Source organism: Plantactinospora sp. BB1 (genome assembly GCF_003030385.1).
GTDB lineage: Bacteria > Actinomycetota > Actinomycetes > Mycobacteriales > Micromonosporaceae > Plantactinospora.
In genome coordinates, this window is the sequence record NZ_CP028159.1 from 4481529 (window position 1) to 4507484 (window position 25956).

16 protein-coding genes are annotated in these 25956 nt (G+C 72.8%); 10 read left to right on the forward strand and 6 right to left on the reverse strand.

Translation table 11 applies throughout. The features are described 5' to 3' along the window. Nucleotides 1-294 precede the first annotated feature (294 nt). From C6W10_RS37435 to C6W10_RS19700, 4 genes are all read right to left on the reverse strand, one after another. Complete coding sequence (locus C6W10_RS37435) at nt 295-1752, reverse strand: hypothetical protein (protein ID WP_159104659.1); 1458 nt, start codon at nt 1750-1752, stop codon at nt 295-297. A gap of 1 nt (nt 1753) precedes the next feature. Beyond that, a complete protein-coding gene (locus C6W10_RS19690) occupies nt 1754-2746 on the reverse strand; it encodes a glutamate ABC transporter substrate-binding protein (protein WP_107259386.1) in 993 nt (330 codons plus the stop codon). Beyond that, on the reverse strand, nt 2743-4017 hold the full coding sequence (locus C6W10_RS19695) for a hypothetical protein (protein WP_159079138.1): 1275 nt from the start codon (nt 4015-4017) through the stop codon (nt 2743-2745). The genes C6W10_RS19690 and C6W10_RS19695 overlap by 4 nt, the downstream gene beginning before the upstream one ends. Nucleotides 4018-4473: 456 nt before the next feature. Continuing rightward, nucleotides 4474-5040 (reverse strand): snapalysin family zinc-dependent metalloprotease, encoded by a 567-nt coding sequence (locus C6W10_RS19700; protein WP_107259390.1) that lies wholly within the window; start codon nt 5038-5040, stop codon nt 4474-4476. Nucleotides 5041-5391: 351 nt separating this feature from the next. On the opposite strand from C6W10_RS19700, the gene C6W10_RS19705 reads away from it, so the two are divergent. Further along, nucleotides 5392-6408 (forward strand): LacI family DNA-binding transcriptional regulator, encoded by a 1017-nt coding sequence (locus C6W10_RS19705; protein ID WP_107264111.1) that lies wholly within the window; start codon nt 5392-5394, stop codon nt 6406-6408. 200 nt (nt 6409-6608) lie between these two features. Here the strand turns inward: C6W10_RS19705 and C6W10_RS19710 are convergent, their stop codons facing one another. After that, the gene (locus C6W10_RS19710) at nt 6609-8201 is read right to left on the reverse strand and encodes an amidohydrolase family protein (RefSeq protein ID WP_159104660.1); all 1593 of its coding nucleotides are present in this window, start codon (nt 8199-8201) and stop codon (nt 6609-6611) included. A gap of 217 nt (nt 8202-8418) precedes the next feature. Between C6W10_RS19710 and C6W10_RS19715 the strand changes: the two genes are divergently transcribed. Then, the gene (locus C6W10_RS19715; RefSeq protein WP_107259394.1) at nt 8419-8991 is read left to right on the forward strand and encodes a Clp protease N-terminal domain-containing protein; all 573 of its coding nucleotides are present in this window, start codon (nt 8419-8421) and stop codon (nt 8989-8991) included. A 153-nt stretch (nt 8992-9144) separates the two neighbouring features. Here C6W10_RS19715 and C6W10_RS19720 read toward each other — a convergent pair whose 3' ends face one another. After that, a complete protein-coding gene (locus C6W10_RS19720; RefSeq protein WP_107259396.1) occupies nt 9145-10413 on the reverse strand; it encodes an MFS transporter in 1269 nt (422 codons plus the stop codon). A 968-nt stretch (nt 10414-11381) separates the two neighbouring features. On the opposite strand from C6W10_RS19720, the gene C6W10_RS19725 reads away from it, so the two are divergent. The 8 genes from C6W10_RS19725 to C6W10_RS19760 are packed head-to-tail and all read left to right on the forward strand — an operon-like array spanning nt 11382 to nt 25918. Next, nucleotides 11382-12290, forward strand: coding sequence for a TauD/TfdA family dioxygenase (locus C6W10_RS19725; protein WP_199853691.1), 909 nt, complete (start codon nt 11382-11384; stop codon nt 12288-12290). A gap of 41 nt (nt 12291-12331) precedes the next feature. Next, complete coding sequence (gene ectB / locus C6W10_RS19730) at nt 12332-13630, forward strand: diaminobutyrate--2-oxoglutarate transaminase (RefSeq protein WP_234361342.1); 1299 nt, start codon at nt 12332-12334, stop codon at nt 13628-13630. A 17-nt stretch (nt 13631-13647) separates the two neighbouring features. Further along, the gene (locus C6W10_RS19735) at nt 13648-14595 is read left to right on the forward strand and encodes a diiron oxygenase (protein WP_107259400.1); all 948 of its coding nucleotides are present in this window, start codon (nt 13648-13650) and stop codon (nt 14593-14595) included. Continuing rightward, the gene (locus C6W10_RS19740) at nt 14592-15080 is read left to right on the forward strand and encodes a cobalamin B12-binding domain-containing protein (protein ID WP_234361343.1); all 489 of its coding nucleotides are present in this window, start codon (nt 14592-14594) and stop codon (nt 15078-15080) included. The genes C6W10_RS19735 and C6W10_RS19740 overlap by 4 nt, the downstream gene beginning before the upstream one ends. A 2-nt stretch (nt 15081-15082) precedes the next feature. Continuing rightward, nucleotides 15083-16405 (forward strand): methylaspartate mutase, encoded by a 1323-nt coding sequence (locus C6W10_RS19745; RefSeq protein WP_234361344.1) that lies wholly within the window; start codon nt 15083-15085, stop codon nt 16403-16405. Nucleotides 16406-16446: 41 nt separating this feature from the next. Then, a complete protein-coding gene (locus C6W10_RS19750) occupies nt 16447-17562 on the forward strand; it encodes a mandelate racemase/muconate lactonizing enzyme family protein (protein ID WP_107259404.1) in 1116 nt (371 codons plus the stop codon). 28 nt (nt 17563-17590) lie between these two features. Further along, a complete protein-coding gene (locus C6W10_RS19755) occupies nt 17591-17785 on the forward strand; it encodes an MbtH family protein (RefSeq protein ID WP_107259406.1) in 195 nt (64 codons plus the stop codon). A 48-nt stretch (nt 17786-17833) separates the two neighbouring features. Next, nucleotides 17834-25918: a non-ribosomal peptide synthetase gene (locus tag C6W10_RS19760; RefSeq protein ID WP_107259408.1), complete on the forward strand. Its 8085-nt coding sequence runs from the start codon at nt 17834-17836 to the stop codon at nt 25916-25918. Nucleotides 25919-25956: the final 38 nt, after the last annotated feature.

Genomic DNA, 25956 nt, shown 5'->3' on the forward strand with positions numbered 1-25956 from the left:
CGGTACCGGTCGAGGTCCCAACCGGACCGGTACCGGTCGAGGTCCCAACCGGACCGGTACCGGTCGAGGTCCCGACCGGACCGGTACCCGTCGAGGTCCCAATCGGACCGGTACCGGTCGAGGTCCCGATCGGGCCGGTACCGGTCGAGGCGGCGACCGGGCCGGTACCCGTCGCGCCGCCGGTGCTCTCCGGCCCCGTCGTCGACCCGGCGGCCGGTGCCCGCCGGCCGCACTCGTCGCAGTAGCCGTCGGGGAGGTAGGAGCCGGGGCATCCGGGTCGCAGGCAGCGGGTGCTCATGGAACGGCTCCCTTCGCGCCGGGCGCCGGGCGCTCGGCGAGATCGTTGAGGTGACGCTGGTACGCGACCACGGCCCGGGTCGCCGCCGACAGATCACACGGGCTGGTGTAGAGCAGGTCGCGGGCCTGCCGGTAGCGGGCGGAGAGTGCGGTGTGCTCGATCAGGCCGAGCCGCCCCGCCTTGGCCCGGTACGCGTCGAGCCGGCCCCGCAGTTCGGCACGCCGCCGCAGCAGCCCGTCCGCCGCCTCGTGCGACTCGGCCGTCCGGCGCCGGGCGTCCGCCACGCCCCGTTCGAGCGCGGCCAGTTCCGTGCCGACCCGGCTCCACCGCCGCTCCCGGTGCACCTGACCGAGCTGGGCGAACTGGGCACGCAGCGCGGGGGTCGGATCCGGGGTCGGGTCGGGCAGGGCCGAGTTGGCGATCTTGGCGCGTGCCAGCGCGTACGTCCGGGCGGTCTCGGCGACGGCCGTACCGAGTTCGTCCAGTTCGGCCGCCAGCCGTGCGGTACGCCCGGGATAGCCGTCGCGTACCTCGGTCAACTCGGCGACTCGACCGGTCAGGGCGGCGAGTTCGGCCGCCAACCGCCGCAGCCGGTCCCGCAGGACTGTCGCGGTCGACCCGGACCCGGTCGCGCCGAGCGGGTCGGCGAGCGCGCTCCGGTACGCCTCCTCGACCGCCCGGCCGAGCCGTTCGAGTTCGTCGCGCGGCACCTCGGCGGTACCGGATCCCGCCGCCGCGACGCCGGCCCGCGTGCCGGCGGCCGGGACGGCACCGGACCCGGCCGCAGCGCCGGTACCCGCCGGCTCGTCGGACCGCGCCGACCCGCCCAACTCGACGACCTCTGCCCGCAGCCGGTGCAGGCCGTCGGTGAGCTGGCCGAACCATCCGGCGAGCCGGGTCCGTGCGGCCGCCAGTCCGTCGAGCGTGCCGGCCAGCGCGGCGGCCTCCGCCTCGATCCGCCGGGCCAGCTCGGGTAGGGCGATCCGGTGCGCCGCCGCGCCTGCCGGGTCGTCCAGTACCGTTCCGTCCGCGTTGAGCGCGACGGCCGGGAAGGTGAGCAGTGCACCGAGTTCCCGCAGCTCGGGGTCGCCGGGCCGGGACCGCCGGGCGCGTACCGCGCGGGCCCGGTCGAGCAGCACCCCGAAGGCGGCGAACTGCGACCAGAGCGCAGCGGTCCGGGCGCGCACGTCGGCGGCGACTCGGGCGGTCTCGCCGGTCGGCCGGGCGTCCCGCAGCAGGGCCAGCTCGGGCCGGCTGTCCAGGGCGTACATCGCGGCCGAGGCCCGGTCGAGCGCCGCACCGAGCGCGCCGAGCACCCGGTCGACCTCGGCCCGGCCCATCGGTGACGGCGTCGGCACGCTCATCGGCGGGGCTGACCGGATCCCGTGCTGCCGGCCGGCGCCGCCGGGTGCCCGCCGGTGCCCCGCCACCGCACTGGAAGGTCCACGAGACACGCTAGTCCCGGTAACGCGCGACCGGTGGCGCCGGCGCCGGGCCCAGCGACGTCAACCATCGGGTGTACAGCCGGGTCCAGGTGCCGTCGAGGCGGATCTTGGCGAGTACGCCGTTGACGAACCGGACCAGCTCAGGCGCCTCGCGGGAGATCGCCACCCCGTACGGCTCGTCGCTGAACCGCGGGCCGACGACCTCGGTGTTCGGGTCTTGGGCGGCGAGCCCGACCAGGATGCTGTCGTCGGTCGAGACCGCGACGACCTGGTTCTGCTGGAGCAGCACCAGACAGTCCGTCCAGTTGACCACCGAGACCGGTGCGGTGCCCTTCTCCGCGATGTTCCGGATCGAGGTGCTGCCGGCCGCCGCGCAGACCTTCTTGCCGCGCAGGTCGTCGATGCTCTTCACCCCGGAGCCACGGGTGACCAGGACGCGCTGGCCGGCGGTGAAGTATTCGGTGGAGAAGCTGACCTCCTGCCACCGTTCGCAGTTCATCGTCATGGTCCGGACCACCATGTCGACGGTGCCGTCCTTGACCACCTTGATCCGGTCGGCCGAGCTGATCGCCCGGAACTGGATCCGGCCCGGATCGCCGAAGAGGCCCCGGGCGATCTCCCGGGCGATGTCGACGTCGAAGCCGGTGAGCTGGCCGGTCAGCGGATCCCGGAACCCGAACTGGTAGTTGTTCTGGTCGACCCCGACGATCAGCCGTCCACGCTGGACGATCTTGTCCATGGCGCTGCCGGAGGGCATCTGTCGGGGACGGGGCAGCGCGCCGGACGGCCGCAGGCTGGCCCGGGGGTTGCACGAGCCGGACGAGGCCGCCGGGCCGGTGGGGATGACCGCCGGATCCTGCATCCCGACCGGCCGGGGCGGGTCGGCCACCATCCGGTTGTCGGGCAGCGCCTGCTCGTCGGTGCCGCAGGCGGCGAGACCCACCGTGGCCACCGCCACGAGGACGCCGGCAAGGACCCGGCCGGCGAGATGCCGATGTCTCATCGATACTCCGCAATCCGCTGCTGCATGCCCACCGCGGCCCCGACCAGCAGGAGGAGGCTCAGTCCGACGATACCGATGTCGACGCCGGTGAGGGCCCGGCCGGCGCTGACCGCCTCACGTTCGAACCGGTCTCCGTTGTGGGTGATGGCCAGCGCGAGCGCCTCGTCGAACCTGTTGAAGATGGCGGCCGTGGTCTGCTCGCCGGTGCCGACCGTCGCGGCCACCGCCTTGGCGTACTCACCACTGTCGTCGAGGGCCCGCACGTTGCGGTGCGCCGCCGACCATTCCCTGCTCCGGGCGATCGCCGCCTCGACCGCCTGTCGGGTGGTGTCGTCCGGCGCCGCCGCCCGAGCCTGCGCCAGCAGCCCGCCCGAGCCGTCGGCCCCGGCGAGTCGCTCCATCAGGACGCCGTGGTTCTCCTCGAAGGCCGCGCCGTTGCCCCGGGCGACCAGGGTCAGCGCCTCGTCGGCGCGGGCCTGCAACCCGGCGATCCGCGCCTCGGCGAGCAGGTTGACCTGGGCCGAGCCGGAGTCCCGGCTGTCCCGCAGGTTCCCCGCCGCGACCAGTGCCGAGCCGGTCAGCCAGGCCACCAGCAGTACGGTCGCACCCGTGGCGACCAGCAGACCCACGTTGAGCAGCCGGTTGGTCCGCCGGGTCAAATGGATCTGCGTCAGCACCAGTGCCGCCAGGGTGAGTACGGCGAGCAGTACCGCCACCCAGGGGAAGCCGGCCGCCCGGTCCCGCGCCTCGTCCAGCTCGGTCGAGGCCGTCGCGTAGAGCTCCTGGGCGGCGGGCAGCAGCTCGTCGCGCATCAGGCCGGAGGCTTCCTGGAGATAGGCGACGCCGAGCGGCAGACCCTGCCGGTTGTAGGTCCGAGCGGTCTCCACCAGCCCGCTGTAGACCGGAAGGCGGGCGGTGATCCGGGCGACCGCCGCGGCACCCCGGCTGTCGTCCGAGACCGCTGCCGAGACGACGGTGAGCGCGGAGGCCGCGTCGGCCAGGTCGCGCTGGTAGCGGTCGCGCAGCGCGGGCGGCTCGAGACCGTTGGAGAGGAAGGCGCTCGCGGCGGTGGCGTCGGCGTCGGAGAGCGCACGGTAGAGGCTCTGCGCCGCCACCGCCAGCTCACCGCTGCGGGCGGTCACTCCCCGGACCAGATCCGCGCGCTGCCGTACGCCGACGAAGGCGACCACCCCGGTGAGCAGCCCCAGCACGACCACCCCGGCCAGGATCGCGGTGAACCGGCCGGGTGTGCGGCGCAGCGGTGTCGTCATCCGGCGCATCAGGTCCGGTGGGCGGGGTTGCGGCGGAACGGCCAACCGGCCTGGCGTGGCAGCCACCGCCGACCCGTGCGAACCCACCCGAAACCTCCCCAACACCGCAACGGGAAACGGCCGGTCCGGACGTGGTCCAGCCGGTCAGATCTTGGACGACCGGCTTCAAGGTAACCAATCGGCTCAACCGGTGGGGGGCGGCCCGCCGGTGTCGGCGAGCCTACTGTCGGCCACCGACGAACCGGCCCGGGACACCGTCCACTCTCGGCGGCCGATCCCGGCGGAGCAGCCGCACGGTCCACCCGGGCCGGTCCTCGCGGCGCCCGCACCGGCCCGCCCGCCGGGAGGGACCCGGGTGCCGGCGGAGCCCGGAAGGTCCGGGCGGCATGGCGAGCCGCCCGGACCGGGAGGTGGACGCGGGCGGGCCGCGCCGGATCGCCGCGCGGCCCGCGACGCTCAGCCGGTGGTCCAGACGTACGTGCCGGCCACGGTCGCCGCCGCGCCACCGGCGTACGCGGGGGCGAGGCCGCCGGCGAACAGTGCGTCGACCCGGGACGCCTCGGCCGCGCTCGGGTACGCGTTGCGGCAGGAGACCGGGGCGCTGCTGCCGGACATCAGATCCGAGCAGAGTCCGGTACGCCGGTCGGGCAGCCCGAGGATGTGCCCGAGTTCGTGGGTGGCGATCCTGGTCCGGTCGTACCCCTGGTTCACGGCCTGCCAGCCCATGTAGACCCGGCCGGAGCCGAGCCCGGTGACGTACGCCCGGGGCCAGCCGCTGTCGACGTAGATCGTCACCGTCGCCGGGGTGCCGGCCACCAGGCGCACGTTGCTGACGCTGCTGTTCCAGATCTGGGCGGCCTGGGTGAAGTTGGTGCTGAACTCCCCGGCCCGGCTCGCGTCGTAGTAGACCGTACGCACCGCGGGCGCGGCGGTGGCCGGCGCGGCGGCGACCTCGATCCCGACCAGCGAGGTGGCGAGGGTGAGCAGGCCGAGCGTGGCCCGGAGGAGGTGGCGTCTGAGCATGACGACTCCTTATGGGAGCGGGGAAGGCGAGGAAGCGACGCCCTCGATCGATGCTCATTAATCTAGGTCTCCGGCCCGTCGAGCGGCGCATAACAGTTGCCTCATACCGGACCAGCGAGGCGGTACCGGAACGACCGTCGACGACGACGGCGCGGAACCGGAGTGATCGCCGACGATGAACCGAAACGTAACCTGGTCGAACGCGCGCCGTCGCGACCGTCGACCATGGTGAGGGGGCTAACCTGGATCGAGCGTCCGGCGTCGCCGGCGGGGGTGGAAGGCGGTAGCGGGATTGTGCTGGCGGAGGAGAACCACGTGACCACACCGTCGCGGACCGGACGTCCGGCGGTGATGACCGACGTGGCCCGGCTCGCCGGGGTGTCGCACCAGACCGTCTCCCGGGTGATCAACGGCCATCCACGGGTCCGGCCCGAGACCCGGGACCGGGTGGTCCGGGCGATGGCCGAGCTGAGCTACCGGCCGAACGCGATGGCCCGAGCCCTGGCCAGCCGCCGCTCCCGGGTACTCGGGGTGGTGAGCTTCGACACCATCCTCTTCGGCCCGGCCTCGACGCTGCTCGGCATCGAGCGCGCCGCCCGGGCCGCCGGTTACGGGGTCAGCATCGTCACCCTGGAAAAGGTCGACCGCCGTGGCGTGCTCAGCGCGGTCGAGGCGCTGGACGGTCAGGGCGTGGACGGGGTGATCATCATCGCGCCGCAGATGGCCGCCGCCGCCGCGCTGCACAGCCTCCCGCAGGGGATGGCGGCGGTGGCGGTCGAGGCCGGCCAGGACAGCGGGCTGCCGTCGGTCTCGGTGGACCAGGTGGCCGGGGCCCGGCTCGCCGTCCAGCACCTGCTCGAACTCGGGCACCGGACCGTGTGGCACGTCTCCGGGCCGAGCGACTGGCTGGAGGCGGGTGACCGGATCATCGGCTGGCGGCAGAGCCTGGAGGAGGCCGGCGCCGCCGTACCGCCGATCATCTCCGGGGACTGGAGCGCCCGGTCCGGGTACGCGGCCGGCACCGCGCTGGCCGGCAACCCGGACGTCACCGCGGTCTTCGTCGCCAACGACCAGATGGCGCTCGGCCTGCTGCGCGCCCTGCACGAGCGGGGCGTCCGGGTGCCGGCCGACATCAGCGTGGTGGCCTTCGACGACATCCCGGAGGCGGAGTTCATGTTGCCGCCGCTGACCACCGTCCGGCAGGACTTCGACGAGGTGGGCCGGCGCGGCATGGCGACCCTGCTGCAACTGCTCGACACCCCCGGCCGGGTCGGCGGCCCGCTTCCGGTGCTCTCCAGCACCACGCCGATCGAGCCGACCCTGGTGATCCGGCAGAGCACCGCCGCTCCCCCGGCCACCCGGAACTGACCGGGCCGCCGGGACGGCCGGTCGGGGCGCCGGAGGTGCGACTCGCCCGAGGCGTCAGGCCCAGCCGGCGGTCGGCCGGAACGAACTCTCCGCCCGGAAGGTGGCGTTGTCGGCGTACCAGTCGACCCGGTGCCGGTCTGCGCCGGGCTCGACGCGGAGTGCGCCGCCCCACCCTCGCTCAATAGAGGTTGGGCAATGCCTCACGCCCCCCGTCGGCCCTTCCCGGCCGGTGCCGCGCCGTGGCACGGGCAGCCGACCGCCGGCACCGCGCCGCCCGGCGCCGACGCGGAGATCGCGGCCGCCGCCTCCTCGACCCCGCGCAGCAGCCCGTCCAGCGCCGCCCGGTCGAGGTAGCGGCCCCGCACCACCACCCCGGCGATCCGCCGGGTGTTGCCGATCGCCGCCAGCGGGTTCGCGTCCAACACCACCAGGTCGGCGGCGTAGTCCCGGGCCACCCGGCCGGTGCGGGCGCCGAGGAAGCTCGCCGGTTCGGCGGTCGCGGCGTGCAGTGCGGCCATCGGGCTCAGGCCCGCCTCGACCAGGAAGCCCAGCTCGTCGTGGACCGAGAATCCCGGGTACGTGCCGCAGGTGCCGACGTCGGTGCCGACCATCAGCGGTACCCCGGCGCGGTGCAGCTCGCCGACCATCCGGAGCCGGTGGCCGAACATCGCCGCCCACTGCCCGTCCTCCGCCGGGGCGCGGTCCTTGAGGTACAGCTCGTCGAGGGCGTACTGCAGGCCGGCGAGCATCGGCGCGGGCAGGTAGCGGGCGCGCGGGTCGGCGTACAGGTCGAGGGTGCGCGCGTTGTCCAGCCCGTGGTGCATGACGAGGGTCGGGACCTGACGGGTACGGCGTTCGGCCAGTCGCGCGAAGACCTGACGTGCCTTGGCCGGGCTGTAGCTGTGTGCGGCGCTCCATTCGACCGGGTGGATCGCGGCGAACCAGCCGCTGTAGTCACCGGTCTCCAGACGGATCCGGGCGATCCTGGCCCGGAGCCGCTCCTCCTCCCCCGAGGTGTCGATGGCGGTCCAGAACATGTGCTCGACGCTCGCCTGTCCGAGCGTGGCCGCCTCGGTGATCGGCACCTCGTCCGGGCAGTGCCCGGCGAACTCGACCCCGAGCCGGCGGCACTCGGCGACGATCGCCCGGTACGCCGGCGGCGACAGCCGGGAGTAGACCTTCACGAAGTCGGCCCCCTCGGCCACCACCTGGCGGACCGCCTGCCGGGCCTGCTCGGCGTCGGCCACCGAGAGCACGCTGAGCATCGTCGGGTCCCAGACCGTCGGCGCCCCGTCGATGATCCGGCTGCCGATCGTGTAGCGCGGGCCGAGCAGGCTGCCCGCCTCGATCCTGCGCCGCCAGTCGCGCACCGCCGCCGTACCGGACATCTCCCGTACCGTGGTCACCCCGTTCGCCACGCAGAGCGCGGGATCGATCTGCTCGGCGTACCCGTGGGTGTGCATGTCCGCGAGTCCCGGGATCAGGAACCTGCCGCGCAGGTCGACCACGGCGGCGCCGGCCGGCACCCGGACCTGGCCGGTCCGGCCGACCTCGGCGATGCGGTCGCCGCGCACCAGCACGGTGGTGTCGGGTCGGACCCGCCCGGACGCCGGGTCGATCACGGTGGCGGAGGTGAAGGCCGTTTCGGCGGAAGCCGTGGCGGCGGACCCGCCGCCGTGGTCCGCGCCCGGTGTGGCGGCGAGCGAGGTACCGGCAGCCAGCGAGGTAGCGGTGGTCGCACCGACGGCGAGACCGGCGACCAGCACGCCCCGGCGGGAAAACTCTGTCGTCATGCCTGGAATCGTCGCGGGCACGGGCCGGTCGGGCACACCTCCTGACACCCGGAACGGGGTGGTCCTAGCCCTACTTCCCAGCGGCTGCTCCGCCAGACCGGTCCACGTATTGTCAACCCGAGTTGACAGACGCGCCCCGTCAACCTAGGTTGACAACCGTACGGGGCACGGCTGTGCCGACCGACCGCCGAGCGGGGAGCGGGAGCGGGAGCGGAACATGTTCGAACGGTTCACCACGAACGCACGTCGTACCGTCTCCGCCGCCGTCCGGATCGCGGCCGAGACCGGTGCGACGAGGGCCGGCCCGGAACACCTGCTGCTCGGTCTCGCCGACGACGCACCCGGCACCGGCGCCCAGATCCTGGCCGAGTACGGCGTCACCGCCGCCGTGCTGCGGGCGGCGATGGCCCGACCGACCACGCGGCGGCGACTCACCGACGAGGAGATCTCCGCGCTCCGAGCCGTCGACGCCGACGTCGACGAGGTGTTTCGGCGCATCGAGCAGGAGTTCGGACCCGCCGCATCCGTGCGGCAACCCGAACCGCCGGCGGGGCGCGACCGGCGCGGCTGGTTCACCGGGCCGCTCGACGCGCGGGCCCGCACGGTCCTCGAACTGTGCCTGCGCGAAACGGTCGGGCTGCGGCACCGGGAGATCAGCTCCGGTCACCTCCTGCTCGCACTGCTCCGGCACAAGCTGACCGGTCCGGTGTCGGAGACGCTGACCCGGCACGGCGTGACCTACCCGGACGCCCGGCGACGCGTGATCCTCGCGCTGCGCCGCGCGACGTGACCGCAGCCCCTCACCGACCTGACGGCGCCGCCACCGACGGTCGCGGAGCGGACAGGATCGCCGGCTCCGGCGCACGGCCTCGTCCACAACGGACCTCGATGGCGCGGCGGGCCGGGTCCTCCCCCTTCGCCGCCCGGACCGAGGGCGTCGAGGCTACTGCCCGCTCGCGCTGGTGGCGGCCGGTGTCACGTCGAGGGGTTCGCCGGCCGGCGGCCGGGACCTGGCCAGTCTGGCTCCGGCGACCAGCGCCCCCACCATGGCGATCAGCCCCGCGCCGATGAGCGTGACCCGTGGACCGACGACGCTGCTGCCCATGCCGCCGACCAGCGCACCGATCGGGATGCTGCCATGCGAGATCAGCTTGTAGCAGGCGTTGACGACGCCGAGCGCCTCGGGCGGTGCGGCCGTCTGCCGGTACACGATGACGTGCACGTTGTAGACGCCCAGGCCGAACCACTGCAGCAGCAGACCCACGCAGGCCACGACGAAGCCGGCCACCGGCCCGAAGCCCCAGGGGACCAGGAACATGCCGACGGAGGCCAGCAGGATGCCCTTGGAAATCGACTGCAGGGTGCCGATCCGGCGCGCGATCGGCCCGGCCAGGACGGCGCCCGCCGTCGCGCCCACCCCACCGACCGCCAGGGCGACACCGAGCGCGAACGGCCCCAGGCCGATCCCCCGGACGGCGTAGACGGTGAACGCCACCACCGCGATCCGCAGGCAGACGTTGAAGCAGGCGGAGGTCACCGCCAGCGTCATCAGCCGTGGATCGCCGAACAGGATGCCGAACCCGGCCCGCACCCAGCGCCGGGGCCGCTCCACGGGTGTCACGGTGCGCAGGGTCTTGGTGGTGGCGGTGAAGAAGGCGGAGACGAGGAAGGAGAGGCCGTCGAGCAGCATCGCGAAGGGGGCCTGCACCACCTGGATCAGCAGGCCGGCGAGGCCCGGACCGGCAGTCTCGGCGAGCGAGGCCCCCGAGTTGATCCGGGAGGCCGCCCCGACCAGCCGCTCCTGCCCGAAGATCATCGGCGCGTACGACTGGTTTCCGATCTCCAGGAAGAGGCGGCTGACGCCAAGCGCGAAGGCGATGACGCAGAGCACCCCGAGATTCAGCAGCCCCGCGAGGTGCAGCAGCGGCACCGCGGCGACGAAGACCCCGGAGAGGATGTTGGCGGTGATCAGGCTGCCGCGCAGGGGCCACCGGTCGATGGCCCACCCGACGTGCAGGCTCAACAACAGGGTGGGCAGGTATTGCAGCGCCGCCAGCACGCCGAGCTGCCAGCCCGCCACGTCCAGCACGGTGAGCGCGATCAGCGGCAGGGCGAGGAGACTCACCTGGGACCCGAAGGCCGAGACCGTGCTAGCCGCCCAGAAGGCGCGCAGATTCGCCCGCTCCACGACCGACACCGGCACGTCCGCCATCGGAAGACCTCCCCCGCGGTCTCGTCATCGTCACGCCGGTGCAGCGTACGGCCCGTGCACGGCAACACCCCCGGCATGGCCGGTCGACGGTCGGGCCGGCAGGCACTGCCGACACAGAATTAAAACAGCCTAATCTGCCGTTGTAAATGTCGTTAACCGTTCCCCGTGGTAGGGCCGTGAAGAGGCTGATCATACGGAGCGCCGCCGGCCGACGTACCGGAGAAGAACTCGCGCGCACTGGCCGGGCACGTCGGCCACCACCAACTCAGGCCCCCACCAGCCTGAGGTTCGCACGTGGACACTCCGGTACCGATTGAGATCACCTCACTGGTGCGTTGATCGTCACGCGGCGGTGATTCCGATAAAAGACTGATCATCTTTACTCGACACTTGCGACAGTCGTAGCGAGTGTGCCACGATCGGTCACGTTCGGGTCGGGGCCATGGACTGTCGCCCAGATCCCGACGACCCCGGCGCCCAGTGTCGCCGCCGAGAGGTCATCGAGAGCACACACGCAGAGCGCGTGTCGCTGCCACTGTCAGAGCTTCCACGGGGGTTGGGATGACGCTGATTTCGCATCCACATGATATGAACGGCTCGTAGCAGGCGTAGCAAACGCCCGGTGACGCGTCGGAAAACCGCGCCCGGACTCGCGGCGCGCGGTCTGCGGCGTCGTTCCAGATGGTGACGCCCGAGTATCACCGCACATCACACGCGGACGCTTGAAACATTTCACCCGCAGCAGTGGAATACGGCGGGCAACAATCGCTGGCAAGCCGATTGGTGAGCACGCTACGGCCTGTCGACCATTTCGATCCCGTCGCGATTCACCCTGCCCAAAAAGGAGTGACAGCATGACGCTGACTCAGACGACTCCCGTCAAGGGAATCGCCCGCATCGCTCTGTCCAACGAAAGTCGGGACGCGCTCTTCGAGCACTTGAAGGGATTACCGAATCCGGAGCCCCAGATGGACTGGGTGACGACGCTGGCACACAAGGCGTTCGCGACCCTGCCCGCCGAGACGCTACAGGCGATCCTGGACTTCGGGCGGCACGTCGACACCCCCGGCGTGACGCTGGTGGAGAACCTCCCGGTCGACCTCGACCTGCCGCCGACGCCCAGCAACGGCGGACCGTGCGTCGGCAAGTCCACGTACGTCGCGGAGAGTGTCCTGCTCGGTCTCTCGGGCCTGCTCGGTGAGCCGGTCTCCTTCCTCACCGAGAAGGACGGCCGGGCGGTCCACGACATCATCCCGACGGCGGCCGGCGCCCAGACCCAGACCAGCCAGGGTTCGGACGTGTTCCTCAACTTCCACAACGACATCGTGCACGACGCCGGCGGCCGGTACGACGTGAGCAACCCCGACTTCCTCGTCCTGAACTGCCTGCGCCCGGACCTGGCCGGCGAGGCGCTGACCGCTTACGCCGACGCGCGCGACCTCACCGACCACCTCGACGACACGACGATCGAGGTGCTGCGGTCCCCGCTGTTCCAGCTCAACGCGCCGGGCGGCTACACGCGGATGTTCGCCGGGGGCCGCGAGGTGCTCTCCGAACCGGTCCCGCTCCTCACCGGTCCGGCCGAGGCGCCCGAGATCGCCGTGGCCGCCAACGGGGTGCGCCGGCTGACGCCGGAGGCCGACGCCGCCTTCGACACCCTGCAGAAGGTCGCCCGCCACCCCGAGGTCGCCCAGATCGTCAGCCTCCGGGCGGGCCAGGCGCTGCTCATCAACAACCGCAAGGGCATCCACGCCCGCTCCCGGTTCACTGCCCGGTACGACGGCAAGGACCGGTGGCTGCAGCGGACGTACGTCCGGCGCAGCCTCTGGAACATCCGCGACCGGGTCGTGGAGGGCAGCCGCCGGACCCACCGGTAGTCGGTCGGCACCGTCGGCACAGACGTCAGAGAGGACATGAGTTGCAGATCGATTCGCCACGGGTCGACGAACAGATCGTGGAGACCACCGTCTTCGAGGAGCTGGAGTCGAACGTCCGTACCTACTGCCGGCGTTTTCCAGCGATCTTCACCCGGGCGCGCGGCGACCGGATGTGGGACCAGCACGGCCGGGAGTACCTGGACTTCATGGCCGGGGCGGGAGCGCTCAACTACGGGCACAACCACCCCACGATGAAGCGGGCGCTGCTCGGGTACCTGGCCGAAGACCGCCCGGTGCACACCCTCGACCTGCACACTCCCGCGAAGGCGGCGTTCCTGAGCGCGTTCCGGAACGTGATCCTCGCCCCACGGCACCTCGACTACCGGGTCCAGTTCACCGGGCCGACCGGGGCGAACTCCGTCGAAGCGGCGTTCAAGGTGGCCCGCCGCGCGACCGGCCGGTCGAACATCGTCGCCTTCACCAACGGCTTCCACGGCGGCTCGCTCGGCGCACTCGCCGCCTCCGGCAACCTGTCGAAGCGGTCGGCCGGCGGCGTCTCCCTCGGCGACGTCGTCCACCTGCCGTACGAGGGCTACCTCGCCGGGTCGATGGACACGATCGCCTACCTGGAGGCGGTCCTCGACGATCCGGCCGGCGGTGTCGAGACGCCCGCGGCCGTCGTGGTGGAGACGGTGCAGGGCGAGGGGGGCCTGGCCGCAGCCGGCGGCGAGTGGCTGCGCCGCCTGGAGCAGGTGGTGCGGGACCGGGGCATCCTGCTGATCGTCGACGACATCCAGGCCGGGTGCGGGCGGACCGGCCGGTTCTTCAGCTTCGAGGAGGCCGGGATCAGACCGGACCTCGTCTGCCTCGCCAAGTCCATCAGCGGGTTCGGGCTGCCGATGGCCCTGACGCTGATCCGTCCCGAACTCGACGTGCTGGAGCCGGGCGCACATGCCGGAACGTTCCGGGGCAACAACCTCGCCTTCGTCACGGCCACGGCCGCGCTGAGCCTCTGGGCGGATCCCGCCTTCGAGAAGGAGATCCAGAGCCTCTGTGCCGAGTTCGACGCGCGGCTGACCGAACTCGCCGGCCGTCATCCCGGACTCGGCGCCGAGGTGCGGGGTCGTGGCCTGATGCGCGGGCTGTTCTTCGCGCGGCCGGGCGTGGCCGCGGAGGTCTCACGCCGGGCGTTCGAGCGAGGCGTGCTGACCGAGACCTCCGGCGCACGGGGACAGGTGCTCAAGCTGATGCCACCGGTCACGACCGAGCCGGCGACCCTGCACACCGGACTGGATCGGATCGCCGACTCAGTCCGGGAATGTGCCGCAGACCAGTCTTAGCGAGGAATCACACCGACATGAACACCGTATCCGACCTGTTGGACCGCGAGGACTCCATCGGCCCGAGCACGCTGCGACGCCTCGCCGAGGCGTGGCCACGGCGGGCCACCGTACGTACCGATCTCGACGCCGTGCACGGCCGGGCCGAGTACGACGACACGGTGCCGGACTATCCCGTCCAGTTCCTGCCCTTCGCCGAGCACCCCGACTTCCTCGACGCCACCGACGAGCAGCGCCAGTTGGTACTCACCCTGGCCTGGCTGGTCTACAACGAGCGGGTCATCACGGCCGAGGAGTACGTCGCGAATCCCACCTTCGCCAAGATCGTGCACGGGGACTATCCCGGCATCGACCGCTTCGAGATCCAGCAGACGGTCCAGCAGGCGCACGTCGACGAGACGTGGCACACCTACATGCACATGCTCGCCATGCGCAACACCCGGCTGTTGCGGCGGGTCGACCGGGAGCCGGACTACCCGCACACCGTCACCTACCGGCGGCTGCTGGCCGAGCACGAGCGCGTCACGGAGACCTGGCAGCGGGACCTGCTCACGTTCGTCTGGGCGACCGTCGCCGAGGTGAGCGTGAACGCGTACCTGGAGCTGATGTCCCGGGACGAGACCATCCAGCCGGCGCACTCGCTGGTGACCCGGCTGCACGCGCGGGACGAGTCGGCGCACGGCCCGGTCATGGTGGAGGTCGGCAGGGAGTTGCACGCGCACCTCGACCGCAGGCAGCGCGAGTTCTTCAACCGCGCCATCCCGCTGGCGCTGGAGGCGTTCGTCGTGCAGGACTTCGACGTGTGGCCGATCGTCATCCGGCACGCCGGGATCAGGAACGCGGTCGACATCGTCGAGGACTGCCGCCGGCTTCCCGGGAACTCCCTGCTGGTCCGGGACTTCTCCGGGGTGCGGCGACTCGCCCACGAGGTGGGGGCGGAGACGGAATTCGAGGTCGGCCGGTGACCGTCGCGGTGCGGCCGGCCACCAGCTCCCCCGACCGGGTGGGCCCGGCCGGCCCGCCGGACGGCCGCCGGATGCGGGTGCTGCTGACCAGCACGGCCTCCGACGCACACACCTGGAACCTGGTCTTCCTGCAGTTGCTGATCGAGGAGCTGGGCCACCGGGTGCGCAACCTCGGCTGCTGCGTGCCGACCGGCACCGTGCTGAGCGAGATGGCGGCCTACCGCCCGGACCTTGTCGTGGTCAGCAGCGTGAACGGCCACGGGCACACCGACGGGCTGCGGCTGATCTCGGAACTCCGCGCCAACCCGGCCCTGGCCGGGGTACCGGTGGTGATCGGCGGCAAACTCGGCATCGACGGGTCACCCGACGCCGCCCAGAGCCGCGCCCTGCTGGAGGCCGGTTTCACGGCCGTCTTCGACGACCGGGCATCGGCCCGGGAGCTGGAGACCTACCTGAACCACAGCACCTCGGCGGTGGGTGGTTGACGGTGTCGGCAGGCGCAGCGGAGCAGCAGCGGGCGCCGGTGGTCGCCTCGTCGTTCGGGGACTACGTCCGCCAGGCCCGCGCCTCGGGCCGGTTGGTCGTGCAGCCCCGGATGGGCTTCGGCGACCCGGAGATGATGCGGGCCGGGCTGCTGGCGACGAAGCAGGTCGGCGGGGCGACGGTCGGCACGCTGACGCTGGACAGCTACACCCGGGTCGGCGACCACGACGCGGCGCTGCGCGCGCTGGCCGACGGCGCCCCGCTGAACGGCTACCCGATCGTCTCCCATTCGGCGGCCACCACCCGGGCGGTGCTGCACGGGATTCACGGTCCCGACTTCCCCGTCCAGGTCCGGCACGGCGCCGCCCGGCCAGAGCGGATCATCGAGGCGGCCATCGCCGCCGGGCTCTCGGCGACGGAGGGCGGGCCGGCCTCGTACTGCCTGCCGTACGGCCGGGTGCCGTTGCGGGACGCGCTGGTCAGCTGGCGCCGGGCGTGCGAGCTGCTCGTCGCGGCGTCGAGGGCCGGCGTCCAGCCGCACCTGGAGAGCTTCGGCGGCTGCATGATGGGCCAGCTCTGCCCACCCGGCCTCCTGGTGGCGATCACGGTCCTGGAGGCGCTCTTCTTCGTCCAGGAGGGGCTGCACAGCGTCTCGGTCAGTTACACCCAGCAGGCGAATCCCGCCCAGGACGAGGAGGCGATCCTCGCCCTGCACCGCATCGCCTCCGAGCTGCTGGTCGGCGCCGACTGGCACATCGTGCTCTACACCTACATGGGCGCGTACCCGCGTACCCCCGGTGGCGCGCGGCTGCTCGGACGCCGCGCCGCGGAACTCGCGATGCGCACCGGGGTCGCCCGTCTGCTGGTGAAGACGCAGGCGGAGGCGTTCCGCATCCCCACCGTGGCGGACAACGTGGCGGCGCTCACCGACGCGGCCGCGGTGGCGCGGCGGGCCGGGCCGCCGGTCGCGGTCGACTCCGGGCGGGACAGCGCCGTGCACACCGAGGCACGCCTGCTGATCGACACGGTGCTCGACCTCGATGCCGACGTCGGCCGGGCCATCGTGACCGCCTTCGAGCGCGGGATCCTCGACGTCCCGTTCTGCATACATCCCGACAACGCCGGGCTGAGCCGCAGCTACATCGAGTCGGACGGCCGGCTGGCCTGGAGCGACGGCGGCCGGATGCCGATCGTCACCCGTGGCGATCGGAGCCGCCGCCTCTCCTCCGACGGCCTGTTGCGGGCCCTGACGCACATCCAGCGCGAGTGTGACCGGCTGGCCGCGACCGGCCCGCCGTCGGACGGGGCGGAACCGCTGCCCTGCTGAGCGGCCGACCCGCGGAACACCATTCACGAGAAGGGGACGTAGTGATCACATCAATCTCGGCCGTCGTACGGGAGATCAAGCTGACCCAGACGCAGATGCGCGGGCTGCAACCCGTCAACGGCGTGCAGGAGTCGGTCTTCCTCCAGGTCACCGACGACGCCGGCCACCACGGGTACGGGGAGGCGTCGGCCTGGTCCGTCTTCTCCGAGCAGACCCCGCAGGCCATCGTCGAGGTCGTCACCGGGCTCCTCGCCCCCGCCCTGATCGGCCGGGACCCGACCGACCGCGCCGGGGCGTCCCGGGCGATGGACGCGGCGGTGCCGGGCAACGCGGTGGCGAAGGCGGCGCTGGACATGGCGATCCACGACCTCGTCGGCCGGGCGACCGGCCTGGCGGTGCACACGCTCCTCGGCGGTGACCCCGGCTTCGCCATCGATCTCTCCTACTCCGTGTCCCGGCCGGATCCGGCCTCCGTCGACCGGGTGGTCCGGGAGCGGGCCGACGACGGCTACCGCATCTTCAAGCTCAAGGTCGGAGCGCTGTCGCCGGCCGAGGACGTCGAACGCCTGCGGGCGCTCCGCCGCGCCGCCCCCGACGCGGCGCTGCGCCTGGACTACAACCAGCGCGGTACCGAGACGGCCCTGCGGGCGATCCTCGGCACGGCCCGGGACAGCGGGGTCGAGTTCTGCGAGCAGCCGTTCCGGGCCCGACAGCTGGATCGGCTGGCCCGGCTGCGCGGCTGGTTCGACGTGCCGATCAGCGTGGACGAGGGGGTGAGCACCGCCGAGGACCTCGAACCCGTCGCCCGGGCGGGGCTCTGCGACGTCGTGGCGGTCAAGTTCGGCCGCAGCGGAGGTACGAAGCAGACGATCGAGCTGTTCCAGAGCGCGCAGCGGCACGGCCTGGCCGTCTACTGCGGATCACTCAACGAGACACGACTCGGGGTGGGCGCGGCCATGCAGGCGTACAGCCTCGCCGGCGATCTGGTGAGCGGCTCGGACTTCTACTTCCCGTACGAGGTACTCGACGACGGCGACGTCCGCGGCGGCCCCCGCCGGGAGGGAGCCCGGGTCCTGCTGCCCGAGGGACCGGGCCACGGTGCGACGGTGCCGGCCGAGTGGTTCGCCGAGAGTTCGGCGCGGACGGTGCGCGGATGAGCGGGCACCGCAGGGACGGGAGCCGCTGATGACCAATCCGTTCGAGGACCCCGACCGTTCCTACCTGGTCCTGCGCAATCCCGAGGACCAGCACAGCCTCTGGCCGGCCGACATCGACGTGCCGGCGGGCTGGTCCGTCGTGCACGGACCGGACGGCAGGGCGAACTGTCTCGGCTATGTCGAGACGCACTGGACCGACCTACGGCCGGCGAGCAGCCGGTAGCACCGCCAGCACCGGCACCCGTTCGACCGCCGATCGGAGATTCGACCCGTGTCCCACCAGGTGATGCACGACCAGAGGCCCGCGTCGGCCGCGCCCGTGCCCGCGAGCGCCGACATCGAGCCCACCCTGCTCGTCGACGAGCTGCGCGGACAGGGCGACGGCCGCGCGTCGGTGCAGGCTCCCGAGGAGGTACCGGTGGAACTCCCGGCCGGGGTCGCCGCCCGGCTGCACGCCGTCGCGGCCGGAGCCGGGACCTCGCCGGAGGCGGTCTACCGGGCCGCCTGGGCGGTGACCCTCGGCGAGGCGCTGGGGCGGGCGGAGGTGCTCTTCGGGGTGGCCGACGAGCGGGGCGAGGTGCGTCCGACGCAGGTCCGGCTCGGGCCGGAGGCGACACTCGACTCGCTCGTGCGCGCCCGCGCCGACGAGTCCCGCGCGCCGCACGGCGCCACCGTCCCCCTCTTCGACACGGTCCTGGCGGTGGACGTCGAGACGGTGCCCGAGGGGTGGCCGATCGTGCTCCGCGTGTCGTCGGGGCCGGCCACCGCCGTGACGATCCGGCTGGCGGCCGGCTCGGTCGGCCTCGCCGCCGCCGAGCGGCTCGGCGCGGTGCTCGCGCGCGTCCTGCGGGACGTCGCCGAGCGACCCGATCGACTGCTCCGCCGGCTCGACCGGCTCTCCGAGGCGGAGCACCGCCGGCTGGTGGTGGAGATGAACGACACCGCGGTCGAGGTGCCCCTCGACCGGTGCGTGCACGAGCTGTTCGAAGAGTGGGCGGTGCGGACCCCGGACGCGACGGCGATCATCTGCGGTGACGAGTGGACGACGTACGCCGGGCTGAACTCCGCGGCCAACCGGCTGGCACACCACCTGCGCGATCGAGGCGTGGCTCGCGGCGCACTCGTCGGCATCCTCCTGCCCCGGAACGCGGAGATGGTGACCGCGATGCTCGCGATCGCCAAGATCGGCGCGGCGTTCACGGTCCTGGATCCGACGTTCCCGCCGGCCAGACTCCGGCTGATCCTCTCCGCCGCGCGGGCCCGGGCCGTGCTGACCACCAGCGGGCGGTCGGAGTGGCTGGGACTCAGCGGCGGTGATCCCGACACGATCTGCCTCGACACCGAGGCGATCAGCGCCCAGCCGGCCGACGACCTGCGCCTGCCGGTACGCCCCGACGACCTGCTCTGGGTCATGTTCACCTCCGGCTCCACCGGGCAGCCGAAGGGGGTGGCCACGCCGCACCGTGCGCTCGTCGGCAGCTACCTCGGTCAGACGTACGCCGACTTCGGGCCGGAGGAGGTGTTCCTACAGGCGGCACCGCCCTCCTGGGACGCCTCGGGCCTCGAACTCTGGGGGGCACTCCTGCACGGCGCCCGGTCGGTGCTGCTGCCGACGCAGGAGGCAGAACCGGCCGTCATCGCGGACGAGGTGACGGGCCGGGGCGTCACCATGGTGCGGCTCTCCGGCAGCCTGTTCAACTTCCTCGTCGACGAGTACCCGCACACCTTCAAGGGGGTACGGGTGGCGTTCAGCGCCGGCGAGGCGGCGTCCACCCCGCACGTCAGGAAGATCATGCAGCTCTACCCCCACCTGCGCGTACGACACGTCTACGGGCCGGCGGAGAACCTCGGCTTCACCACCTGGCACGCCGTACGCCCCGAGGACCTGCACCTGCGTACCCTGCCGGTGGGCCGGCCGCTGGCGAACAAGGGCGCGTACCTGCTGGACCGGTGGCTGCGCCCGGTCCCGGTCGGCGTCGTCGGCGAGTTCTACCTCACCGGCGTCGCCCTGGCGCACGGCTACCTGCACCAGCCCGGCCTGACGGCGGAACGCTTCGTGGCCGACCCGTTCGGGGCGCCGGGCGAACGCATGTACCGCAGTGGCGACCTCGGGCGGATCACGGCCGAGGGCCTGTTCGAGGTGGTCGGGCGGGTGGACCACCAGGTCAAGGTGCGCGGGTACCGGGTCGAGCCGGCGGAGGTGCAGGCCGCGTTCGCCGGCGCGCCGGGCGTGGCCCAGGTCGTCGTGCTGCCGGACGTCAACGGGCCGGGCGGCACCCACCTGGTCGCGTACGTCCAGGGGCGGGACATCGACCCCGGCGCGCTGCGCGCCGAGGTGGCACGGACCCTCCCCGACTACATGGTGCCGTCGGTGGTGATCCCGCTGGACGAGTTTCCGCGCACCCCCAACGGGAAGCTCGACCGGCAGGCGCTGCCCGCCCCCGTCTACGGCGCCGACGCCGGCCGGGAGCCGGTCACCGACGCCGAACGGACGCTCTGCGCGCTCTTCGCCGAGGTACTTGAGGTCGACCGGGTCGGCGCCGACGTCGGCTTCTTCGAACTCGGCGGCCACTCGCTGCTGGCCGCGCGCCTGATCAGCCGGATCCGGATCGCCTTCGGCACGACCATCAGCATCCGGCTGCTGTTCGAGGCGTCCACCGTGGCGGAGCTGGCGGCGCGGCTACCGGAGGAGATCTCCAGCCTGGACCGGCCGCCGCTGCTGCCGTCGAGCCGGCCGGAGACGTTGGGGCTGTCCTTCGCGCAGCGGCGGATGTGGTTCCTGCGGCAGCTGGAGGGGCCGAGCGCGACGTACAACATTCCACAGACGATCACGATCGACGGTCCCCTGGACGTGGAGGCGCTCCGGACCGCCTTCGCCGACCTGCTGGAACGCCACGAGATCCTGCGTACCGTCTATCCGGATTCCGAGGGCGACCCGCACCAGGTGGTGCTCGCGGTGCCGGAAACGCGGCTGCCGTTCGACGTCGTCGACACCTCGCGGGCCGATGTGCAGCAGCGTCTGGCCGAGGCGGCGCGGCAGCCCTTCGACCTCACCACCGAGCTGCCGATCCGCTGCACCGTCTTCCGGGTCACCGCCGACCGGCACGTGGTGCTCGTGGTCCCGCACCACATCGCCAGCGACGGCTGGTCCGTCCGGCCCCTGATGCGGGACCTGGCCACCGCCTACACCGCCCGCGCCCTCGACCGTCGGCCGTCCTGGTCGCCGATGCCCGTGCAGTACGCCGACTACGTGCTCTGGCACGACCGGCTGCTCGGCCGGGAGAAGAGTCCGGAGAGCCTGGTCAGCGCGCAGCTCGCCTTCTGGCGGCGTACGCTCGCCGGTGCGCCGGAGGAGCTGGTCCTGCCCACCGACCGCAGCCGTCCGGCGGTGGCCAGTCACCGCGGCGGCATGCTCGTCGTCGACCTCCCGCCCGCGCTGCACGCCCGGCTGCTCACCGTGGCCCGGCGTACCGGATCGACGCTCTTCATGGTGCTGCACAGCGCGCTGGCCGCCCTGCTGACCCGGCTCGGCGCCGGCACCGACGTGCCGATCGGCTCCGCGGTCGCCGGCCGGACGGACGAGGCGCTCACCGATTTGGTCGGGTTCTTCGTCAACACCGTGGTGCTGCGCACCGACACGGCGGGGAACCCGACCTTCCGGCAGCTGGTCGACCGGATACGCGAGGTCGACGTGGCCGCCTACTCCCACCAGGACGTGCCGTTCGAGCGGGTGGTGGAGGCCGTCAACCCGGCCCGCTCGCTGGGCCGGCATCCCATCTTCCAGGTGATGCTGCTGTTGCAGAACAACGCCCGGGCGGACTTCACCGCACCGGGGCTGGAGTGCACGGTGCGGGCGATGAGCGCCGGCAACGCGAAGTTCGATCTCTTCGTCGCCTTCTTCGAGCAACACGACAACGGCACGCCGGCCGGGATGACGCTGGAGGTCGAGTACGCGGTAGACCTGTTCGACCGTCCGACCGTACAGCGGCTGACCGACGCGCTGGTACGGGTACTGGACGCCGCCGGGCGGGAGCCGGACATCCCGCTCGACGAGCTGCCGGTGCTCGGCCCGGCCGAGCACGAGCTGCTGCGCTCGTGGAACGACACCGCCGCTCCGCTGCCCCGTACCACGCTCACCGCGATGTTCGAGGCGCAGGCGCGGCGCAGCCCCGACGCCCCGGCGGTGCTGGGCGACGACGGGATCCTCAGCTACGCGGAACTCGACCGTCGGGCGAACCGGCTGGCCCGGCACCTGATCGAGCACGGCGCCGGGCCCGAGGACCTGGTAGCGATCACGCTCTCCCGCTCGACGCGGATGCTGGTCGCGCTGCTGGCCGTGCTGAAGTCCGGCGCCGCCTACCTGCCCGTCGAACCCGGCTACCCCGTGGAGCGGATCGCGTACATGCTCGGTGACGCGGCGCCGGTCGCGGTGATCGCCGAGTCGGGAACCGCCGGTGTGCTCCCACCGGTCTGCGCGGGGACCCGCCACATCGTCCTCGACGCCCCCGGGACCGTGGAGGCGGTGGCGGCGCTGGCCGCCGACGACCTGACCGACGCGGAGCGTCGTAGCCGGCTGACGCCGGAGAACGCGGCGTACGTCATCTACACGTCGGGGTCCACCGGGCGTCCCAAGGGGGTGCTCGTGTCACACGAATCGGCGGTGAACCTCGCGCGTTGGGCGCACGAGGAGTTCGGCCCGGACCGGCTGGCGCACGTGCTGTTCAGCACCTCGCTCAACTTCGACGTCTCCGTCTTCGAGATGTTCGGCCCGCTGCTCTGCGGCGGCGCCGTCGAGGTGCTCCGGGACGCGCTGGCGCTGGCGGAGCGCCCGCCGGCCGCGGACGCCACGCTGGGCAGGCCGACGCTGGTCAGCGGGGTGCCCTCGGCGCTGGCGCAGCTCGTGGCGACGGGATCGGTGCGGGTTTCGGCGCCGACCGTCGTGCTGGCCGGCGAGGCGCTGACCGGTGCCACCGCCGCAGCGGTCCAGCGGGCGTTCTCGGCCGTACGGGTGGTCAACGCGTACGGGCCGACCGAGGACACCGTCTACGCCACCTCGTGGTCGTCCGACGGTGAGGTCGGGGGGACGACACCGATCGGCCGGCCGATCCGGAACTGCCAGGCGTACGTGCTCGACGGCCGGCTGCGGCCCGTACCCGTCGGCGTGGTCGGCGAGCTCTACCTGGCGGGTACCGGCCTGGCCAGGGGCTATCTGGGGCGGTTCGGACTGACGGCCGAACGGTTCGTCGCCAATCCGTACGGTGCGCCCGGTGACCGCATGTACCGGACGGGTGACCTGGTCCGATGGACCGGCGAGGGCCTGGTCTATCTGGGCCGCGTCGACCATCAGGTGAAGGTCCGCGGCTTCCGCATCGAGCTGGGCGAGATCGAGGCGGTGCTGACCCGCTGCCCGGAGGTCGCCCAGGCGGTGGTGACCGTCCGCGGGGACCGGCCGGACGATCGGCGAATCGTCGGGTACGTCCGCGCGGCCCCCGGCCGGGCGCCGACCGTCGAGGAGCTGCGGGCGCACGTCGCCGGCACGCTGCCCGACTACATGGTGCCCTCGGCCTTCGTCGTGATGGACGCCTTCCCGCTGAACGCGAACGGGAAACTGGATCGGGCCGCGCTGCCCGCCCCGGGCCACGCCGTCGTCGGTGCCCGCGGTCCGCGCGACGCACGCGAGGAGCTGCTCACCGAACTCTTCGCCGAGGTGCTGGGCATGCCACGGGTCGGTGTGGACGACGACTTCTTCCGGCTGGGCGGTCACTCCCTGCTCGGCGCCCGCCTGATCGGCCGGATCCGGTCGGCGCTCGGCGTGGAGCTGGGCATCCGGACGCTGTTCGAGGCGCCGACGGTCGCCGGACTCGCGCGCCGGATCGCGTCGAGCACCGCCGCCGGAGACCGCCCGGCGCTGCGCGCGGCTGCCCGCCCGGAGCACCTGCCGCTGTCGTTCGCCCAGCGGCGGATCTGGCTGCTCGACGCGATCGACGGGCCGAGCGCGGCCTACAATCTGCCCCTCGCCTTCCGGCTGGAGGGCCCGCTCGACACCGCGGCCCTGACCGCGAGTGTCGGTGCGGTCGTCGCCCGGCACGAGAGCCTCCGCACGGTCTACCGGGAGATGCACGGCGAGCCGGAGCAGGTGGTGCTGGCGCCGGAGGAGGCCATCGTCCCGGTCTCGCTCGTCCCCACCACCGAGACCGAACTCGACGAACTCCTCAGGGACGCGGCGGCGCACGTCTTCGACCTGCGCCACGAGCTGCCGATCCGGGTGACCCTGTTCGCGGTGGGGCCGGGACGGCACGTACTGCTGCTCCTGACGCATCACATCGCCACCGACGGCTGGTCCGAGCGTCCACTGCTGCACGACCTGTCGGTGGCCTACGCGGCGCACCTCACCGGCCGGGAACCTGACTGGGCTCCACTCGCCGTGCAGTACGCCGACTACACGCTGTGGCAGCGGGACCTGCTCGGTGCGCTGGAGGACCCGTCGAGTGTGCTGGCCGAGCAGGCGGCCTTCTGGCGCCGGACGCTGCACGGGGTACCCGAGATCCTGCCCCTGCCGGCCGACCGGCCGCGACCCGCCGTGGCGAGTCACGTCGGCGACATCGTCGACATCGAGATCGACGCCGAGCTGCACGCCCGACTGCTGGGACTCGCCGGTGCCGGCCGGGTGACCCTCTTCATGGTCCTGCACGCGGGCCTCGCCACGCTGCTCACCCGCTGCGGCGCCGGGGAGGACCTGCCGATCGGTTCGGTGGTGGCCGGACGGGTCGACGAGGAGCTCGACGACCTCGTCGGCTTCTTCGTCAACACGCTCGTGCTGCGGACCGACACCAGCGGGGATCCCCGCTTCACCACCCTGCTCGACCGGGTGCGGGAGACCGACCTGGCGGCGTTCACCCACCACGACATCCCGTTCGACCGCGTCGTGGAGCTGGTCAACCCGAGGCGGTCGCTGGCCCACCACCCGTTGTTCCAGGTCATGCTCCTGCTGCAGAACACCGCGGACGCGGCGCTGGAGCTGCCGGAGGTGACGGTCTCCCGCACCGGGGTGACCCGGCGCAGCGCCAAGTTCGACATGTTCTACTCCTTCCAGGAACGATGGGCCGCGGACGGCACGCCGGCCGGGCTGCACGGCACGCTGGAATACGCCACCGACCTGCTCGACCGGGACACCGCCGAGGGCCTGGCGGCGGCGTACGTGCGGGTGCTGCACGCCGCCGCCGAGGATCCCACGCGCCGGCTGCCCGCGCTCCTTCCGCAGCCGCCTCGGGGGCCGGCCGGGGTCCCCCCGCGCGTCGACGGCGCACCGTGCCCGGCGGAGTCCTCCTGGAGCGCTCGCAGCGAGCGGATCGCAGAGCTCTTCGCCGAGACGCTGGGGGTCCCGCACGTCGGCCCCGGCGAGGACTTCTTCTCCCTCGGCGGCCACTCCCTGCTCGCCGTCAAGCTGATCGCGCAGGTTCGGGGCGAGTTCGGTGCCGAGCTGAGCATCCGGGCCCTGTTCGAGAGCCCCACCCCGGCCGCTCTGGCGCTGCGGCTCGGCGACCGTGACCGATCCGGCGCGACGCCGACCGGTGGTGATCCGCTCGCCGTCCTGCTGCCGCTGCGGGCCGGTACGGCACCGGACGCGCTCTTCTGCGTGCATCCGGTGGCCGGCATCGCCTGGGTGTACGCCGGCCTGCTGCGCCATCTGCCCCCGGACCTTCCGGTCTACGGGTTGCAGGCGCGCCGGCTCTCCGATCCCGACGCCGCCCCGGCCTCGCTCGCCGCGATGGCCGAGGACTATCTCGCGGAGATTCGCGCCGCCCGGCCCCGGGGGCCGTACCACCTGCTCGGCTGGTCGTTCGGGGCGGGCGTGGCGCACGAGATCGCCGCCCGGCTACAGGCGGAGGGCGAGCACGTCACGCTCGTGATGCTGGACGGCTATCCGGCCCGTCCCGGCAGAGCGGGTGGGCTGCATCCGGACGACCCGGAGAACCTGCGCCGGCTGCTCGCCTCCCTCGGCCTCGACGACGGGGTCGGGCCGGCACCGGCACCGGCGGACGTACTGACCGCGATCCGCCGCCCGGGCGGTGCGCTTGCGGACCTGCCGGAACGGGCCGTACCCGCCCTGGCCCGGGCGTTCGCCGAGAACTCGGCGCTCGCCGGCTCGGTCTCGGGCCGGGTCTACCGCGGCGACCTGGTCTTCTTCCGCGCCGCGGCGGACGAGGCCGCTGGCGAGCGCGATCCCGGGGCGTGGCGCCCGTACGTCACCGGGGAGATCGTGGTGCACGACGTGGCGTCGACCCACCACCGTCTGCTGAACGGCGAGGCGCTCGCGACCATCGGTCCACTGCTGGCCGAGGTGGTACGAACCTGACGTGATCGTCCGTCGACGCCGGACCGCTGGCGTCCACG